The sequence below is a fragment of the Streptomyces huiliensis genome (assembly GCF_020037025.1).
Classification (GTDB): domain Bacteria; phylum Actinomycetota; class Actinomycetes; order Streptomycetales; family Streptomycetaceae; genus Streptomyces; species Streptomyces huiliensis.
In genome coordinates, this window is the sequence record NZ_JAIQLH010000244.1 from 1 (window position 1) to 18,538 (window position 18,538).

Sequence of the window (18,538 nt, forward strand, 5' to 3'; positions counted from 1 at the left end):
TGGCAACACTGAAAGAGCTCACTGACAACCGCTGGAACCTGGCACGATGAGGGAAGGCTGGCCTCGGGGAGCCCGGGCCACGCTGTGCAGGTCGCGGGTCAGTGGCCGACTTCGCCAACTGCATCCAGCGGTCACTGGTCGGTGATTACCATGCGTCATGGGCTGTCCCCGGCAAAGGTCGGCCTCGTTGGACTGGTTCGTGGTCGTCACCGGTACCCTTGCTGACCTTTTGCTGACCTACTGACTCCCATTGCGCCTGTGACCTGCGGGAACGCTGGGGTCCAAGACGTTGATGAGCATTTTCACGGGGGCTCCTTCGGTGACGGGCGGAATTGATCTCCGTGGGTTCCGGCGGTCGGCTGTGGGCTGCGTCGGTACCCGATGCCGACCCGCCACGGCCACCGTAGTGAACCAGTGGGGAAATGCGGGCCACATCGACCGGCGGGGCCCTGGCAGGGGCCATCAGGAGCCGGCGGCGCCGACCGCGCGTTCGCGGGCCGACCAGCCCGCCTGGAATCCGCTCTGGGCACCCACATCGTCGAAGATCTCGGCGATGTGCTCGCGGCAGGTACGCAGGGCGGTGCCGAGCCGCTTGGCCACCACCTCGTCCTTGTATCCCGCGGACAGGTGAAAGGGCATCGGCACGGGTCAGCCCCCCGCCGAGCCGGGGGCGGTGGCCAGGACGGCCCAGGTGCGGTGGGGCACCCGGAGCACGTCGTCCGGGAAGCGGTCGCGCAGGATGCGCCCGAGTTCGGCGTCGAACGCGGCCACCCCGTCCGGGGGCAGACTGGCTCCCACCCCGGCACTGGCCCGCATGCGGCCCCGCCACGCCTCATGCGTGTAGGACACCTCCACATCGAAGGAGAAGGTCTCGATCCCGGTGAAGCCGCCGATGGCCAGATCGGTCAGCCAGCGCGGGTACAGCCCGGTGCTCCCGTACAGCGTCCACTCCGGATTGAGGGTCCGGATCAGCTGCTCCGTCGCCTCCACCACATTGCCCGGCAGCGGAAGCATGTCGAAGTGCGCGATGACGGCACGTCCGCCCGGCCGAAGCAGCCTTCCGACTTCCCGGACCGCGCGGGGGGCGTCGAACCAGTGCCAGCACTGCCCGGCCGTCACCACGTCGTAGGAGGCGCCCGGCAGTCCGGTGTCCTCGGCCGCCGCCACCCGGTAGGCGACGCGCAGCCCTTCCCGGCCGTCCAGCTCCGCGGCCTGAGTCAGTAGTTGTTCGGCGCGGTCCACTCCGGTGACATCGGCGCCGGCCCGCGCGAACAGCCGGGCCAGCGACCCGGTTCCGGTACCGAGGTCGACGACGCGCTGACCGGGCAGGCCGATGCCGTGGCCGTGCAGCCGCCGTACCAGCTCCGCGGGAAAGCCCGCCCGGTGCTTGGCGTAGTCGGCGGCCGTCAGCCCGAACCGGGGTCTCAGGTGCGGTCCTTCCGTGGGATGCGTGTGGCTGAACCTGGCTGTCATCTGGATCCGACTCCTTCCGTCATGGTCGACCCGAACCGTGGCCGGGTCGTGTCACAGACAGGCGCGGGCATGGGCCGACGCCGGCCGCGCCAGTTCTCCGACGGCCACCAGGGGCGCCGGCTCGGGTCGCGGACGGCGCTCCGTGCGGTAACGGGCACGGTCTCAACGCCCCAGCAGCGTGCCTCCGTTGACATTGAGGAACTCGCCAGTGACGTAGCCCGCGTCCGGCCCGGCCAGAAAGGCGACGGCCGCGGCCACGTCCTCGGGCTCGCCGACCCTGCCGACCAGGGTCTGCGCCCGCCTCCGGGCGAGTTCCTCCTCGGTCGCGGGGCCGCCGAAGAGCTCGGTCCCCGCGACATAACCGGGCACGACCACGTTGGCGGTGGCTCCCCGGGGCCCCAACTGCCCTGCCAGCGTGTGGTTCCATGCCTGCAGAGCCGCCTTCATGGCTCCGTAGGCTCCGTTGCCGCGCAGTGCGGCGACGGAGCTGATCGTGATCACGCGGCCGCCCGGCGAGGCGAGCCGGGGCAGCAGCGCCTCGGTGAGCAGGACCGCCGGCAGGACGTTGGTGTCGAAGTCCTTCCGCCACCGCTCGGCGACCTCCTTCAGGCTGCCCTCGGCCACCGGTGTGCCGCGTCCGCCGGCGTTGTTCACCAGCACGTCGACCCGCTCGGGCAGTTCGGGCAACCGGGACTCGATGTCCTCGGGCTAGGACAGGTCGACGGTCACCGCGCGGACCGGATGCGTCCCCTGGATCTCATCGGCCGCCGCGCGCAGCACCTCGGCGCGCCGCCCCAGGATGGTGACGCGGTCGCCCCGCCGCGCGAAACGGGCGGCGATGGCCCGTCCGATACCCGTACCGCCGCCGCTGACCACTACCGACCGTGCCGTGCCGCTCATCCGTTCCTCCAGGTCCTCGCCGGTCACGTCACGACCACCCTGCCACGGGTGCTCCGTCCACCCGTGGACCAAGGGGAGCGGGCCCGGTTCCGCCGGGCCTCCCCGGGGTGCCGGCGGCCCCGGCTGCGCGGGGGTGCCCCGTGTCGTTCCGTCAACCTGAGGACAGGGGAGACCCCTCCGGTGCCGGCTGTGTTTCGGTGACCGGGCGGGGGTGGGGGTGTGAGTGCGGGAGGTGAGCAACTGCCCGTTGGGGATGCGGTATTGAGGTCCGTTGTCAAGCGGAATATGATGCGCGAGCGCTGACGGATTCTCGTGTGTGCAACTGTGCGCCCTGCGACCTGACTTGTCCCACCGTCGCGAGCGTGGAAGGTTGATCCGGAACGTTTGCTGCGGAGGCGCAAGCGACTGCGGGGGCGTGAGTGAGCGTCGCGCCTCCGGCTCCTCCGGCAGGGTCCAGGTTCAGTGTCCCTTGTGGGGAGCCGCCTTCGTGGTGCAGACAACCGTGATCGGTGTCAGTCCTTTCGGGGAGGCCGACCCGCGACTCGTCGCGGCCGTCCGCAGAGCCGGCGGGCTCGGGGTCCTCGACCTCGGCGACGGGGGCCGGCGCGCCCGCGAAGCCCTCGTACTCGTCCGCCGCTGGACCGGCGGTGACTTCGGGGTGCGAGTCGAGGGAGGCTGTGCGCTCCTGCCGGACGGGCTCCACGACCGGCACGCCCCAGGGCCGCACACCGTCCTGCTCGCCCCCGGCGCCCGCCCGCCCGCGGACCGGGGGACCGGCGTCACCGTCCTGGCCGAGGTCCGCTCCCGCGCGGAGGCACGGGCCGCGGTACGGGCGGGGGCGGCCGGCCTCGTCGCGCGCGGCAGCGAGTGCGGGGGGCCGGCCGGCGAACTGTCCACCTTCGTTCTGCTGCAGCAGTTGCTCGCCGACACAGAGACCGACGTTCCTGTCTGGGCGTGCGGCGGCGTCGGGCCGAACACCGCTGCGGCGGCCGTGTTCGCCGGTGCCGCCGGCGTCGTCCTCGACGTCCAGCTCGCGCTGCTGGCCGAAGCGGCCACCCCGCCCGCGCTCGCCCGCCTGCTGCGCACGGCGGACGGCACCGGCACGGTCCTGAGCGGTGGGCGGCGCCTGCTGGACCGCGACCGGCCGGGTCTCTCCGCGGAGCTACGGGAACGTCCCGTCCCGCTCGGGCAGGACGCCTTCCTCGCCCGTCGTTTCGCCCGGGACCACCGCACGGTGGGCGACGCGGTACGGGCCGTCCGCGAGGGCGTCGAGCAGGTATTCCGGGCCCCCGGCGCCGCCGACGCGCTCCGTCCCGGATCCGCCCTGAGCCGCTCGTTCGGCACCGAACTCCCCGTCGCCCAGGGACCGATGACCCGGGTCAGTGACCAGGCCCGCTTCGCCGCGGCCGTCGCGGAGAGCGGCGGCCTCCCGTTCCTCGCGCTTGCCCTCTCCGGCCCCGAGCGGACCAGGTCCCTCCTGGAGGAGACCAGGGACGCGCTCGCCGGGCGGCCCTGGGGTGTCGGCATCCTGGGCTTCGCGCCGGAGGAGGTGCGCCGCGCCCAGCTCGACGCCGTCCGCGAACTCCGGCCCACCCACGCCGTCCTCGCCGGCGGCCGCCCCGCGCAGGCCGCCGCCCTGGAAGCCCATGGCGTCCGCACCTTCCTGCAGACCCCGACGCCCGGGCTGCTCGGGCAGTTCCTCGACGCGGGGGCCCGGCGCTTCGTCTTCGAGGGCGCCGAGTGCGGCGGCCATGTCGGCCCCAGCAACTCCTTCCCGCTCTGGGAGGCGCAACTCGACGTCTTGGAACGGTTTCTCGACGACCGCCACCGGCGGGAGCCGGACGAACCACCGGGAATCGAAGTGCTGTTCGCCGGCGGGATCCATGACGAGCGCTCGGCGGCCATGGTCGCGGCCCTGTCCGCCGGGATCACCCGGCGCGGTGCCGCCGTCGGCGTCCTCATGGGCACCGCGTACCTCTTCACCCGCGAGGCGGTGGAGTGCGGCGCCGTCCGGCCGGGCTTCCAGCACACGGTGCTCGCCGCGGAGAGCACCGTCCTGCTGGACACCGCCCCCGGCCACGTCACCCGCTGCGTACCCAGCCCGTTCACCGACACCTACCGCAGGCGCCAGGAAGACCTGCGCCGGCAGGGCATCCGCGGACGGGAGGCATGGGAGCGGCTGGAACGGCTCAACCTGGGACGGCTGCGCATCGCCGCCAAGGGCGTCGAGCGCGGCGACGACGGACTCCGCCCGGTGGGGGAGGAACGGCAGCTCGACGAGGGCATGTTCATGGCCGGGGAGGTCGCGGTGCTCCGCGACGCCACCACGACCGTGGCCGAGCTGCACCGAGCCGTGACGGACCGGGCGGTCGCCTTCCACGAGCGGCGCGCCGCGGAGCTGGCCGGCGCCGCGCCGCCCCGCGCCACCCGGGACCCCGCGCCGCCGCTCGACGTCGCGATCGTCGGCATGGCCGGCATGTTCCCCGGCGCCCCCGACCTGCCCGCCTTCTGGGCCCAGATCCTCGCCGGCGCGGACGCCGTGACCGAAGTGCCCGCGAGCCGCTGGGACCCGGCCCTCCACCACGGCCCGGAAGCGCCCGCGCACGACACCTCGGCCTCCCGGTGGGGCGGCTTCCTGCCGGGGATCCCCTTCGACCCGCTGCGTTTCGGCATTCCGCCGGCCTCGCTCGCCTCCGTCGAACCCGTGCAGCTGCTCGCCCTGGAAGCGGCCCGGCGCGCCCTCGCCGACGCGGGCTACGAGCGGCGCGACTTCCCGCGCGCCCGCACCGCCGTGATCTTCGGGGCCGAGGCGGGCAGCGACCTCTCCAACGCGACCGCGCTGCGCACCGTCCTGCCGTCCTACCTGGGCGGACGGCTCCCGGAGGACCTGGCCGAGCAACTACCCACCCTCACCGAGGACTCCTTCCCCGGCATGCTCGCCAACGTCATCTCCGGCCGCATCGCCAACCGCCTGGACCTCGGCGGGGCCAACTACACCGTGGACGCCGCCTGCGCCTCCTCGCTGGCCGCCCTCGACGCCGCCTGCAAGGAGCTGACGTCGGGCGCGGCGGACCTCGTCCTGTGTGGCGGCGCCGACCTGCACAACGGCATCAACGACTACGTCCTCTTCTCGTCCGTGCACGCGCTGTCCCCCACCGGCCGCTGCCGGACCTTCGACGTCGGGGCCGACGGCATCGCCCTGGGCGAGGGCGTCGCGTGCGTCGTGCTCAAACGGCTGGCCGACGCGCGGCGGGACGGTGACCGGGTCTACGCCGTCGTCAAGGGCGTCGGTTCCGCCAGCGACGGGCGCTCGCGCGGCCTGACCGCGCCGCGGCCGGAGGGCCAGCGCACGGCGTTGGAGCGGGCCTACGCCCAAGCCCGGATCGCACCGGCCCGGGTCGGCCTCGTCGAGGCGCACGGCACCGGTACGGTGGTTGGCGACCGTACCGAACTCGACGTCCTCACCGAAGTGTTCAGGGAATCCGGGGCCGAACCCGGCGGGTGCGTGATCGGCTCGGTGAAGTCGCAGATCGGCCACACGAAGTGCGCGGCCGGTCTCGCCGGCCTCATCAAGACGGCCCTGGCGCTGTACACCGGGGTGCGCCCGCCCACCCTGCACATCCGGCGGCCCAACCCGGCGTGGCGGCCGGAGAGCAGCCCGTTCGCCTTCCACCGGCGGGCCCTGCCCTGGGCCGTGCCGTCCGGGGAACGGGTGGGCGGCGTGAGCGCCTTCGGTTTCGGCGGTACCAACTTTCATGTGGTGCTGCGTGGGTGTGATGAGAATGTGCCGCCACGTCAGACCGCCGATGCCTGGCCGGCCGAGCTGTTCCTGTTCCGGGGCGAGGCGGCCGTCGAGGAGCTGCTGAAGCTGGCGGAGACGGGGTTGGAGGCGGGGGCGGAGGCTGGAGCGGACGGATCGGGCGCGGCCCGGTGGCGGCCCTGGCGCCTTCGCGACCTGGCGCGCGCGGCGGCGCGCCGGGCCGCGGACCCGGCCGCCGGGCCGGTCACCGCGGCCGTGGTCGCCGCCGACCTCGCCGAACTCCCCGGCCTGCTCAGGGCCGCGCTGGCGGGCCGCGCGGCGCCGGGCGTCTTCACCGCCGGGGAGGAGCGCGAAGCGCTCGCTTCCGAGGCCGGGGGAAGCGCTTTCGTTCCGGGGGTCGAGGGGGGCGACCGTGCTTCCGGGGGCGAGCGCGACGCCCTCAGTCCTGGTGCCGAAGGGGACGGCCGCGCTCCCGAGGCCGAGCGCGACGTCTCTACCTCCGAGGCCCAGGGGAACGGCCACCCTTCCAAGGCCGAGCGCAACGCCTTCACATCCGGGGCCGAGGAGAACAGCCGCCCTCCCGAAGTCGAGCGCCATGCCCTTGCTCCCGAGGCCGAGGGAGACGACCGCGATTCCAAGGCCGAGGGGAATGCCCTCACTCCCGAGGCCGAGCACAACGTCCCTACCTCCAGGGCCGAGGGGAACGGCCACCCTCCCAGAGCCGAGCGCGGCACCCTCACCTCCCGAGCCGAGGCGTGCACCCCCAAGCCCATCACCGGACCCCCGGTCGGCAAGCTCGCCTTCCTCTTCCCGGGGCAGGGCAGCCAGCGGCCCGGCATGCTGGCCGACCTGTTCACGGCCTTCCCGGAGACGCACGAGCACCTGCGCTGCGCCCCGGTCGCCGCGATGTTCCCGCCGGCCGCGTTCGAGCCGGCCGAGCGGGACGCGCAGCGGGCCCGGCTCGCCGACACCCGGCGGGCCCAGCCCGCCCTGGGCGCCGCCGGACTGGCCGTTCACGACGTGCTGTCGCGGCTCGGCGTCCGGCCCGACATGGTGGCGGGCCACTCCTACGGGGAACTCGTGGCGCTGTGCGTGGCCGACGCGTTCCCCGCCGCCGACCTGCCGGAGCTGAGCGAGCTGCGCGCCGAGGCGATGCAGAGCGCGGCCGGGGACGAGCCGGGCACGATGGCCGCCGTCACGGCGGGGGCGGACGCGGTCGAGGCCGTACTGGCCGGGGCCGGGCTTCTCGGTGATGTGGTGGTAGCGGGGCGCAACTCCCCGTCCCAGACCACGATCTCGGGGCCCAGCCGGGCGGTGGGCCAGGGAGCGGCGGCCCTGGAGGGCGCCGGATTCGGCGTACGGCCGCTCGACGTGGCGTGTGCCTTCCACAGCCCGATGATGGCCGGCGCGGCCGAGACCTTCGCCGAGGCGCTCGCCTCCCGCCCGCTGCGGGCGCCGGAGATCCCGGTGTGGTCCGGGCTGACGGCCACCCGCCACCCGGCGGACCCCGCGGAGCTGCGGTCCCGCCTCGCCGGGCAGATCACCGCGCCGGTGCGCTTCGCCGAGCAGATCGAGGCGATGTACGAGGCCGGGGCGCGGGTCTTCGTCGAAGCAGGCCCGGGCACCGTACTCACCGGCCTGGTACGCGCCACCCTCGGCGACCGGCCGCACCTCGCCGTCCCCTTCGAGCCGCACCCCGAGGCCGGGCTGCGCGGCCACCTGGAGGCGCTGGCCCGGCTGGCGGTCTCGGGGGGCGTCCACGTCGACGCGGAAGCGCTGTTCGCGGGCCGGGACGCGGTGGAGGCCGAGCCCGGGCGGGCGCCGGAGCGGCCCGGCTGGATCGTGGACGGGCACCTGGTCCGCACCGCGGACGGCGAGCCGCTCCCGGGAGGGATGCGGCCCGCCCGCCCGATCGCGCCGCCGGCACCGGCCCCGAGCGGCGCCGGAGCGAACGGGACCGGAGGGGTGGACCGGACGGCTCTCCTCCAGGACTTCCTGCGGGGCGGCCGGGAGCTGATCGCGGCGCAGCGCGACGTCCTGCTGACGTACTTCGGCGGGACGGCGGCCGTCCCGCCGCCGGCCCCGGAGCCGCCGCGGGTCCTGGAGCCGCTGCCGGAACCGGCCGCCGTCCCGGCGGCGAGAGCGGCCGAGCCGGCGGCCGAGCCGACAGCGGCGGCCCTTCCCGCGGCAGCCGCCGAGCGCGACATCCTGCACACGGTGCTGTCGGTCATCAGCGAACGGACCGGCTACCCCGTCGAGATGCTCGACCCCCAGCTCGACCTCGAAGCGGACCTGAGCGTGGACTCGATCAAGCGGACGGAGATCGCGGGCGAACTGGCGAGACGGCTTGCCGGCACGGGTGCGCGGATCCCGGACGATGCGGACCTGGAGGCCCTGACCCGGGCCCGGACCGCGGCGTCGATCGTGGAGTGGATGGACGCCCACACGGGCAGTCCGGCAGCGGCGGAGACCGTCACCGCGCACACGGGGCGGGAGCCGGACGACACGGCGGCGACGGAACCGGCCGGCGTCGCGCCCCGGCGGTACGTGCTGAGGAACGTGGCCCTGGACGAGACCGCGCCGCCGAACGGCTTCCCGGACCTGCGGGACACGCGCGTCCTCGTGCTGGGCGGCGGCGACGCCACCGTCGGGGCGCTCCTCGCCCGGCTCGGGGAGCTGGGAGCGCGCGCCACCCGTTCCGACGACCCGTCCCGGCCGCCGGGCGCGGTGATCCTGCTGGACGGGCCCGCCGGGGAGCGCGCCGGGCCCGTACTGCCGGGAGCCTTCCCCCTCCTCAAGGACCTGCTGGGACGCGGACCGCGCCACCTGCTGTGCGTACGGTGGGCCGAGGACGGCGAACGGGCCGACGGACTGGGCGGTTTCCTCCGTACCGCCGCCCGCGAGTACCCGGACACGGCCGCCCGCCTGGTGACCCTGCCCGGCGGGCCGGACGCCGGTGGCGCGGCGGCCGCGATCGTCGCGGAACTTTTCGCCCCCGACCGGGAACCCGTCGTCGTCCGCACCGACGACGGCCGGCGGTTCGGCGTCGAGCCGCGGGAGGCCCCGCTGGGCCCGCTGCTCACCGATGACGAGTCCACGGCGGAGCGCGCCGCCACGGCGTTCGGGCTCGGCCCGGAGTCCGTCCTGCTGTTCGCGGGCGGGGCGCGCGGCATCGCGGCGCGCGTCGCCGTCGCCTTCGCGTCGGCCGCCCGCTGCCGGGTCGAACTGCTCGGCCGTACGCGCCTGTCCGACACTCCCGAGCCGCCGGACCTCGCGGGCGTCACCGGGCGCGCGGCGCTGCGGTCCGCGCTCGCCGGGCGAGGCGGGCACGGCGGAAACGGCGGGCACGGCGGACGCGGCGGGCTCAGCCCCGCCGAGATCGACCGGCAGGCCGGCCTCGTCCTGGCCCGCCGCGAGATCGAGGCGACCCTCACCGCGGTCCGCGCGGCCGGCGGCCAGGCCGGATACCGCTCCGTCGATTTGCGGGACGCGGAGGCCGTCGGGCAGACGGTCAAGGAGATCCACGCCCGGCACGGACGCGTCGACGGCCTCGTGCACGCCGCCGGCGTCATCGAGGACAGACTCATCGCCGACAAGGACCCGGCCTCCTTCACCCGCGTCCACGACACCAAGGCGGAGAGCGCCCGCACGCTCTTCGCCGCGCTGCGCCGGCTCCCCGAACCGCCGCGCTTCACCGTGCTGTTCGGCTCCGTCGCGGCCGTGCACGGCAACCGGGGCCAGGCGGACTACGCCGCCGCCAACGACGCCCTCGCCGCCCAGGGCCGGGCGTGGCACCGCGCCACGGGCTCGCGGACGGTGACCGTCCACTGGGGGCCGTGGGCCCCGGACGACACGCACGGCGGGATGGTCGGCCCGGAACTCGCCCGGGAGTACGCCCGGCGCGGCATCGGCCTGATCGACCCCAGGGAGGGGACGCTCGCCCTGCTGCGCGAGCTGGCCCACGGCGACGACGACACGTGCGAGGTCGTCCACGCCGCTCCGGGGTGGTGAGGGTGGACCGCGGCCGATCCGGGAACCCGGTACAGGAACCGGTGGCCGTCACCGGCATGGCGGTCGTGCTGCCGGGCGCGGACGGCCTGGACCGCTACTGGCACAATCTCCGCACCGGCGTGGACGCCGTCACCGAGGTGCCGCCGGGGCGCTGGGACGAGGACGAGTACCGCTCCGGCGCCATCTACTGCCGGCGCGGCGGCTTCGTCGACGACCGGCTCGCCGGCTTCGACCCCGCCGCCTTCGGCATCATGCCGGACTCCGTCCCGGCCACCGAGCCCGACCAGCTGATCGCCCTGCGGACGGCCGCCGCCGCCATCGCCGACGCGGGCGGCCTCGCCGCGGTGGACCCCGCACGAGTGGGAGTGGTGCTGGGGCGCGGCGGCTACCTGACTCCTGGGCTGGCGCGGCTCGACCAACGCGTGCGTACCGCCGGTCAGTTGACGCGCACCCTGGGGGAGCTGCTGCCCGAGCTCGGCGCCGAGCGGCTGGCCCGGGTCCGTACCGCCTTCGAGGAGGCCCTCGGGCCGGACAGCCCCGAGGCCGTCATCGGCCTGGTCCCCAACTTCGCCGCGTCCCGCATCGCCAACCGGCTCGACCTGCGCGGCCCCGCCTACACGGTCGACGCGGCCTGCGCCTCGTCCCTGCTGGCGGTCGCGCAGGCCGTGGGCGAGCTGGCCGCGGGGCGCTGCGACGTGATGCTCGCCGGCGGCGTGCACCACTGCCACGACGTGACCCTGTGGTCGGTGTTCGCCCGGCTCGGCGCCCTCTCCCCGAGCCAACGGATCCGCCCCTTCCACCGGGACGCGGACGGTGTGCTGATGGGCGAGGGCACCGCCGTGCTCGTCCTCAAGCGGCTGGCCGACGCCGTCCGCGCCGGCGACCGGGTGTACGCGGTGGTCCGGGGCACCGGCGTGGCCGGCGACGGGCGCGCCGCGGCCCTGGTGAACCCGGACCCGGACGGCCAGACGCGGGCGGTCCGACTCGCCTGGGAGGCGGCCGGCCTCGACCCCGCCGCGCCCGGCGCGATCGGTCTGCTGGAAGCGCACGGCACCGGAACGCCCAACGGTGACACCGCAGAAATCACCACGCTGCGGCGGGTGTTCGGCTCATCGCGTGAACCGGACGCGGTCATCGGGTCGGTCAAGTCGATGATCGGGCACACCATGCCCGCGGCGGGCGCCGCCGGACTGGTCAAGGCCGCCCTGGCCCTCCACCACCGCGTACTGCCGCCCACCCTGCACTGCGACGACCCCCACCCCGAGCTGCTCGCCACCCGCTTCCGCCCGTCGCCGGTGGCACGCCCCTGGGAGGCCGACGCCAGGACCGAGGTGCGCCGGGCCGGAGTCAACGCCTTCGGCTTCGGCGGCATCAACGCCCACGTGGTGCTGGAGGAGTTCCGCCCCGCAGCGGCGAAGAGACGGCCCGCGTCCGCGTCCGCGGTGCTCCGGGTCGACGAGCCCGAGCCGGTCCTGCGGATCGCGGCGGACACGACGGAGGAACTGCGCGCGCTTCTCGACGGCGAGGACGCCCGGCTGCGTGCCGCCCCGGAAGTCGGCGCCGGAGGCGTCCGGCTGGCCGTGGCCGGGCCCGGCGCCGGCCGTCTCGCCCTGGCCCGCAAGGTGGTCGCCCGCGGCACGGCCTGGGGAGGCCGCCGCGAGGTGTGGTTCGCGCCCCGGCCGCCGCTCGGGCCGGCCGGCGGCCGTACCGCCTTCCTCTTCCCCGGCCTGGAGGCCGGATTCACACCCCAAGGCGAGGACGTCGCCCGGCACTTTGGGCTGCCACTCCCCGCCTGGCAGCAGGCCCGCGTCGGCGCCGTCGGCGAACACGGCGCCGCCGTCGTCGACCTCGGCCGGCTCCTGGCCGCCGCGCTCCGCCGCTGCGGCATCGCCCCCGACGCGCTGGCCGGGCACAGCGTGGGGGAGTGGACCGCCATGGCCGTCGGCGGGATCTTCGCCGACAAGGAAGTGGACGCCTTCCTGCGGGACTTCGATCCCCTGTCCCTGCGGGTCCCCGACCTGGTCTTCGTGACCTTCGGAGCGCCCGCGGGGCAGGTGGAGGCGGCCATGGCCGGGATCGGCGGCGTGGTCCTCTCCCACGACAACGCCCCGCACCAGTCCGTGGCCTGCGGCCCCGCGGCCCAGGTGGAGAAGGTCGCGGAACGGCTGCGCCGCGCGGGTGTCCTCGGCCGTACGCTGCCCTTCGCGTCCGGCTTCCACACGCCCATGCTGGCGCCCTACCTCGGGCCGATCCGGGAGGCGATGGGGCGCTTCACCCTGCACCGCCCTTCGGTGCCGGTCTGGTCGGGCACCACCTGCGCGCCGTTCCCGGAGGGAGAGGCGGACGTCCGTGACCTGACGATCCGTCACCTCCTCGAGCCCGTCCGCTTCCGCGGCCTCGTGGCATCCCTCCATGCGGCCGGGTTCCGGGCCTTCATCCAGGTGGGGCAGGGCCAGTTGCCCGCCCTCGTCGACGACATCCTCGCCGACCGCGAGCACCTGGCGGTCACGGTCGGGGGCGCCGGCGGCGACGGCCTCGGCCATCTGCGCCGGGCGGCGGCCGGCCTGTGGGCGTACGGAGCGGAACCCGACTTCACCGCCCTGGCCCCCGGCGGAAGCCGCTCCGCCGGCACCGTCCCGCTGCCACCCGCGGCACCTGCCCACCCGGGCGTACGCCTCGGCCTGGACGCCGGCCCGGTCCACCTCGACCCGGCCACCAGGGACCGGCTGCGCACGGACCTGCGCGCCGCGCTCACCGGCGCGGAGACGCCCGGCAGCGGCCGACTCGACGCCGCAGCGCGGCGATTCCCGGAGGCGGCCGAGCTGCGCGCCCTGCTGACCGAGACGGCCGACACGGCCGCGGCCCTCTTCGCGGCACACTCGGCTGCCGCCGCGGCCGCCGCGCACCCGGCTACCGGGGTGGCTGCCGAGTCCTCCGCCCCCGGCGCGGGGGTCGCGCATTCCGCTCCCGGTGCGGATGCCGTGTCCTCCGTCCCCGGTACGCCTGCGCCGGCGGCCCGTTCGACGTCCGGGGATGCGGCCGGAGGTCCCGTCCTGCGCCCGGACCCGGCGGCTGCCCGGCGGTCGGACGCGGTCCCGGGCGCCACCTCCTCCGCCTCCGGCACGCTTGCGCCGGCGGCCCGCGCGGAGGCCGAGGACGCGGCCGGAGGCCCCGCTTCCCGTCCGGCCTCGGGGGCTCCTCGGTGGGCGGGCGCGGTCCCGGACGTCGCGTCCTCGACTCCCGGCGCGCTCGCGCCGACGCCCCGTCCGGCGTCCGAGGACGTGGCCGGGGGACCGGTCGTCCCCCGCCCGGTCGCAGCGGCTCCCCGCCGGCCGGAGGCGGTCGTGGAGGCCGGGGGCGGCTCCGGGCCGGGGCTGTCGTCCCGTGCGGCGGAGTCCGTACAGGACACCACGCTCCGCGTGGCCCTCGACACCATGCCCTACCTCGTCGACCACTGCTTCTACCACCAGCGGCCGGACTGGCCCGATGTCGGTGACCGTTGGCCCGTCGTCCCCGCGACAACCATGATCCGGCACATGACCGACGCGGTGGCCGCGTCCGGCAGCGTCGGTGTCACGGTCGCCGTCCGCGGCGCCCGCTTCCTCTCCTGGCTGGTCGCCGAGCCCGCCGTCGACGTGACCACGACCGTCCGGAGCGTCCCCGGGCGGCCGGGCAGCCACTCCGTGGACTTCGGTACGTACGCGCGCGCCGAGACCGAGACGGCGCCCCGCCACCCGGCGCCGCCCGCCCGCTGGAGCGTGCCGGGCGGTGAGGAGGCGCCCACCGTGTCCGCCCGGCGCATGTACGAGGAGCGGTGGATGTTCCATGGCCCGCTGTTCCAGGGTGTCACCGCGGTGACGGGGATCGGCGCGCGGCACGTCCGGGGTGTGCTCACGGCACCGCCCGCGCCCGGGGCGCTACTCGACAGTGCCGGACAGCTCCTCGGCTACTGGCTGATGGCCACCCGTGCCGACCGCACGGTGGTCCTGCCGGTCGGGATCCGCGAGATCCGGTTCCACGGCCCGGAACCCACCGCGGGCGAGCGCCTCGACTGCCACGTCCGCATCACCGACCTCACCGATACCCGGCTGGCGGCGGACGTCCAGCTCAGTCACCGCGAAAGCCACCGCGGAAGCCACCGCGAAAGCCACCGCGGAACCGTCTGGTGCGAGATCACCGGCTGGGAGGACCGTCGGTTCGACTCGCCGCCCGCGGCCGACGCGATCCGGCGCAGGCCCGGGGAGAGCGCCCTCGCCCGGATCCAGCCCGGCGGCTGGCACCTGGTCTTCGAGCACTGGCGCGACTCGGCCTCCCGCGACCTGGCGATGCGCAACGTGCTGGGCGGCGCCGAACGCGACGCCTACGCGGCCCGACCGGCGCGCGGCAGAGCGCAGTGGCTGCTCGGCCGGATCGCCGCCAAGGACGCCGTACGCCACCACCTGTGGCGGCACGGCGCGGGTCCCGTGTTCCCCGCCGAGATCCGGGTGCGCAACGACGACACCGGCCGGCCGTACCCGGAAGGGGTACACGGCCGCGAACTGCCGCCCCTGGCCCTGTCCCTCGCCCACTGCGCGGAAGCGGCGGTCGCCCTGGTACGCCCGGCGCGCAGCACGCCCGCGGGCACCGGCACCGGCACAGGCACCGGCGTCGGCACAGGCGCAGGCATCGGCGTCGGCGTCGGCGTCGGCATCGACATCGAGGAGATCACCGAGCGGCCGGAGGCCACCCGCGACGCGGTCCTGGCCCCCGGGGAACTCCCGCTCCACGACCGCCTCGGCGGCGGCGCCCGCGTCCTCACCCGCTTCTGGACGGCCAAGGAGGCCGCGGCCAAGGCCGAGGGCACCGGTCTGCACGGCAGGCCGCGCGACTTCCGCGTCACCGCCGCGGACGGCGACCGGATGACGGTCCGCACGCCCTCCGGCCGCACCCACTCCGTGTCCCTCGCCGAGACCGGCAACCCGGCGGGCCTGCCGCCCCGCCGCTACGTCGTCGCCTGGACCGAGGACGCCCACCGGCAGCACCACGAGGAGAGTCCCTCATGACCACCACCCCCACGCCCGACGCCGTCACCCCCCTCCCCGGGACCGACGAGCGCGCCGTCCTCGCCGCACTCACGGAGGCCCTGCACGCCGTCATCCCCGAACTCGCGCTGGAGGGCACGGCCGTCACCATGGACACCCGCTTCGTCGAGGACCTCGACCTGGAGTCCATCGACCTGGTCACCCTCACCGCCGAGCTCGGCCGCCGCTACGGCGACCGGGTCGACTTCCCGGCCTTCTTCGCCTCCCTCGAACTCACCGAGGTCATCGAGCTCTCCGCCGGGCGGCTGGTCCGCTACATCGCGGGGCGTACGAGGTGACGACGGCCCGCCGCCCCCGCCTCAACGTCGTCCGCGTCGGACCCTCCGGCGGGAACACCGCCGTCCTGGTCCACGGCATCGCCACGGACAACCTGACCAGCTACTACTTCACCGTGGCCGCGGCGCTCGCCGAGGCGGGCCACGACGTGGTGATGTACGACCAGCGCGGCCACGGCCGCAGCGAACGCCCCGCCGGTGGCTACCGGCTGGAGGACTTCACGGGCGACCTCGCCGCCCTCGTCGACGGCCTGGACACCACCGGTCCCGTCCACCTCGTCGGGAACTCCTTCGGTGGCACCGTCGCCTTCGACTACGCCCTGCGCCACCCCAACCGCGTCGCCGGCCTCGTCGTGGTGGAGTCCGAGCCGCCCACCGTGGCCTGGGCCGCGAAGATGAGCGGAATCCTCGCGGACTCCGCGGGCAGCCTCCACGACGCGCGCGCCCTGCCCTGGATCGAGCGGAACTACGGCCGGCACTCGGCCCGGCTGGTCCGCCAGGCCCGCCCGCTGCTGCAGGAGACGACGATCGCCGCCGACATCGCGGCCAGCCGGATCCCCGCCGAGGAACGCTGGCGGGAGCTCGACCTGCCCGTCCTCGCGGTGTACGGCAGCACCTCCGACCTCGCCGGCACGGCACCGTGGCTGGAGTCCCTGCTCCCCGACTGCCGCACCCACCGGATCGCGGGCCATGGCCACTCCGTCCTCGTGAACGCCCCCCGGACCATTGGGACACTCCTGCTCGACTGGATCCGCGACGGGCACCGGCACCGGTCGGAGGCGGTGCGCGTATGAGGCGGCCGAGACGGTTCCTCTTCGTCGTGCCGCCGCTCGTCGGACACATCAACCCGGCCGCCGCGGTGGCCGCCGAACTCACCCGGCGCGGACACCGGGTCGCCTGGGCCGGGCTCCCCGGGCCCGTCGGGGAACTGGCGGGGCCCGGCGCCGAGATCCACCCCTGCGAGGCGCCCCGCGACCTCCACCGGCCGCCCGACTTGCGCGGGGCCGCGGCGCTGCGCTTCCTGTGGCAGGACTTCCTCGTCCCGCTCGCCACGGCGATGGCGCCCGGGGTGGAACGGGCCGCCGCCGCCTTCCACCCGGACGTGATCGTCGCCGACCAGCAGGCACTCGCCGGCGCCCTGACGGCCGAGCGGCTCGGCATCCCCTACGCGACCTCCGCCACCACCTCCGCCGAGTTCTCCGCAGCCCTCGCCGGCATGCCGAAGGTGGCGGAATGGATCCACGGGCTGCTGGCCGGACTGCGCGCCACGCTCGGCGACCCGGCACGCACCCACGACCTCCGCTTCTCGCCCGACCTCGTCCTCGCCTTCACCACCACCGTCTTGGCGGACGCGTCCGCCGCGCCCCCGCAGACCCGCTTCGTAGGACCCGCCCTCGCCCGGCGGCCCGACACCGCGCCCTTCCCCCGGGAGTGGCTCGACGCGGCACGGCACACCGTCCTGGTGTCCCTCGGCACCGCCAACACCGACCTCGGCGGCCGATTCCTCACCGAGTGCGCGGCGGCCGTACGGGACCGGTCACCGCACCTCCAGGCCGTCGTCGCCGACCCGGGCGGGGTGCTCGCCGGCACCTCGGACGACACCGTGCTGGCCGTGCCGAGCATGCCGCAACTCGCCCTGCTGCGGCGGGCGTCGGCCGTGGTCTGCCACGCCGGGCACAACACCGTCGCGGAGTCCCTGCTGCACGGGGTGCCGCTGGTCGTCGCCCCCATCCGGGACGACCAGCCCGTGATCGCCGCACAGGTCACCACGGCCGGTGCCGGGATCCGGATCCGGTTCGGCCGCGCGGACCGCGAGGCGGTCGGTGCCGCACTGGACGCCGTGCTCACCGAGCCCGGGTACCGCGCGGCAGCCCACCGCGTCCAAAACTCCTTCCGCGCCGCGGGAGGCGCCGCCGCGGCCGCCGCGCACCTCGAAGAGACCGCCGTACGTTGGGCCGACGCCGCGCCCCCATCCGCCCCCACCCGATGAGGAGAACCGGGGAGACCATGAACCGGACCCAGGAAGTAGACCGGCTCCGTGTCGACTACCAGCGCGAACTCGCCCGCGGCACCGACCGCTTCCACGAACCGAGGCGCACCGCCTGCCCCTGGTGCGGCTCCTCCCGCCTGCGTACCCGGCTGCGCACCGTCGACCTGATCCAGCACAAGCCCGGCACCTTCGTGATCGACCAGTGCCGCGCCTGCTCCCACTCCTTCCAGAACCCCCGGCTCACGCCTGAGGGACTGGACTTCTACTACCGGGACTTCTACGACGGCCTGGGCAGCGAGACGACGGCGTGGATCTTCGACAGCAAGGGCAGTCGCAAGCGCTACCTCGCCAGTGCCCGCGCACTCCTCCCGTTCGGCACCGCCCGCCGGTGGCTGGACGTCGGCACCGGACACGGCCATTTCCCCGGGACGGCCGGAACGGTCCACCCGGCCACCGTCTTCGACGGCCTCGACGTCGGCGACGGGGTTGAGGAGGCCCGGCGCCAGGGGCGGATCACCGAGGCGCACCGCGGCCTCCTCACCGACCTCGCCCCCAAGCTGGAGGGCGCGTACGACACGGTGAGCATGTTCCACTACCTGGAGCACACCACCGACCCGCGCGCGGAACTGACCGCCGCCCGCACGGTCCTCGCCCCCGGCGGGCACCTCATCATCGAGGTGCCGGACCCGGAGTGCCTGGCGAGCGCGGTCCTGGGCCGCTGGTGGTTCCCGTACTTCCAGCCACAGCACCTGCACCTCATGCCGCTCGCCAACCTCCGCCGCGAACTGGAGGCACTCGGCTATGGCGTCGTTGCTGTCGAACGGCACGAGCCGCACATCCCGTTCGACTTCGCCGGCGCCGTGCTCCTCGCCCTCCTGCACGCCCTGCCGCCCGGCGACGAACCCTGGCACCCCGTCCCGCCCAGCGGCCTCCAGCGGAAGGCCCGTGCGGCCCTGTTCTGGTCGGCCGTGCCGCTGCTGGCCGGCGTGTACGGCGCGGAACAGCTGCTCGCTCCGCTCCTCCGCCGGACGCGGTTCTCCAACGCGTA

Annotated in this window: 8 protein-coding genes and 1 pseudogene; 6 read left to right on the plus strand and 3 right to left on the minus strand. The window is 75.3% G+C overall.

The genetic code is table 11. The annotated features are described in order from the left end of the window. Nucleotides 1–462: 462 nt before the first annotated feature. From JNW98_RS29640 to JNW98_RS29650, 3 genes and pseudogenes are all read right to left on the minus strand, one after another. Nucleotides 463–645, minus strand: coding sequence for a hypothetical protein (locus JNW98_RS29640; protein WP_223771382.1), 183 nt, complete (start codon nucleotides 643–645; stop codon nucleotides 463–465). 3 nt (nucleotides 646–648) lie between these two features. Further along, nucleotides 649–1,473: a class I SAM-dependent methyltransferase gene (locus tag JNW98_RS29645; RefSeq protein WP_223771383.1), complete on the minus strand. Its 825-nt coding sequence runs from the start codon at nucleotides 1,471–1,473 to the stop codon at nucleotides 649–651. Nucleotides 1,474–1,635: 162 nt separating this feature from the next. Continuing rightward, nucleotides 1,636–2,373: pseudogene (locus tag JNW98_RS29650) on the minus strand (SDR family NAD(P)-dependent oxidoreductase). A gap of 487 nt (nucleotides 2,374–2,860) precedes the next feature. Between JNW98_RS29650 and JNW98_RS29655 the strand changes: the two are divergent. The 6 genes from JNW98_RS29655 to JNW98_RS29680 all read left to right on the plus strand — a co-directional run. Further along, entirely contained in the window at nucleotides 2,861–10,144 is a 7,284-nt protein-coding gene (locus JNW98_RS29655) for a type I polyketide synthase (RefSeq protein ID WP_223771384.1), read from the plus strand. 56 nt (nucleotides 10,145–10,200) lie between these two features. Further along, nucleotides 10,201–15,186, plus strand: a complete 4,986-nt coding sequence (locus JNW98_RS29660) for a beta-ketoacyl synthase N-terminal-like domain-containing protein (RefSeq protein WP_372459350.1) — start codon at nucleotides 10,201–10,203, stop codon at nucleotides 15,184–15,186. Beyond that, a complete protein-coding gene (locus JNW98_RS29665) occupies nucleotides 15,183–15,503 on the plus strand; it encodes an acyl carrier protein (protein WP_223771386.1) in 321 nt (106 codons plus the stop codon). Before JNW98_RS29660 ends, JNW98_RS29665 begins: the two co-directional genes overlap by 4 nt. Then, nucleotides 15,500–16,294 carry an alpha/beta fold hydrolase gene (locus tag JNW98_RS29670; protein ID WP_223771387.1) on the plus strand — a complete coding sequence of 265 codons (795 nt, stop codon included), beginning with the start codon at nucleotides 15,500–15,502 and terminating at the stop codon, nucleotides 16,292–16,294. The genes JNW98_RS29665 and JNW98_RS29670 overlap by 4 nt, the downstream gene beginning before the upstream one ends. Further along, on the plus strand, nucleotides 16,291–17,490 hold the full coding sequence (locus tag JNW98_RS29675) for a glycosyltransferase (RefSeq protein ID WP_223771388.1): 1,200 nt from the start codon (nucleotides 16,291–16,293) through the stop codon (nucleotides 17,488–17,490). Before JNW98_RS29670 ends, JNW98_RS29675 begins: the two co-directional genes overlap by 4 nt. A gap of 17 nt (nucleotides 17,491–17,507) precedes the next feature. Further along, the coding region (locus tag JNW98_RS29680; protein ID WP_223771389.1) for a class I SAM-dependent methyltransferase at nucleotides 17,508–18,538 on the plus strand (1,031 nt) is incomplete at its 3' end.

What these genes read in the sequence shown, in the direction of transcription:
- JNW98_RS29675 (WP_223771388.1), top strand. Translation starts at nt 16,291, where the DNA reads ATGAGGCGGCCGAGACGGTTCCTCTTCGTCGTGCCGCCGCTCGTCGGA.
- JNW98_RS29660 (WP_372459350.1), top strand. Translation starts at nt 10,201, where the DNA reads ATGGCGGTCGTGCTGCCGGGCGCGGACGGCCTGGACCGCTACTGGCAC.
- JNW98_RS29665 (WP_223771386.1), top strand. Translation starts at nt 15,183, where the DNA reads ATGACCACCACCCCCACGCCCGACGCCGTCACCCCCCTCCCCGGGACC.
- JNW98_RS29645 (WP_223771383.1), bottom strand. Translation starts at nt 1,473, where the DNA reads ATGACAGCCAGGTTCAGCCACACGCATCCCACGGAAGGACCGCACCTG.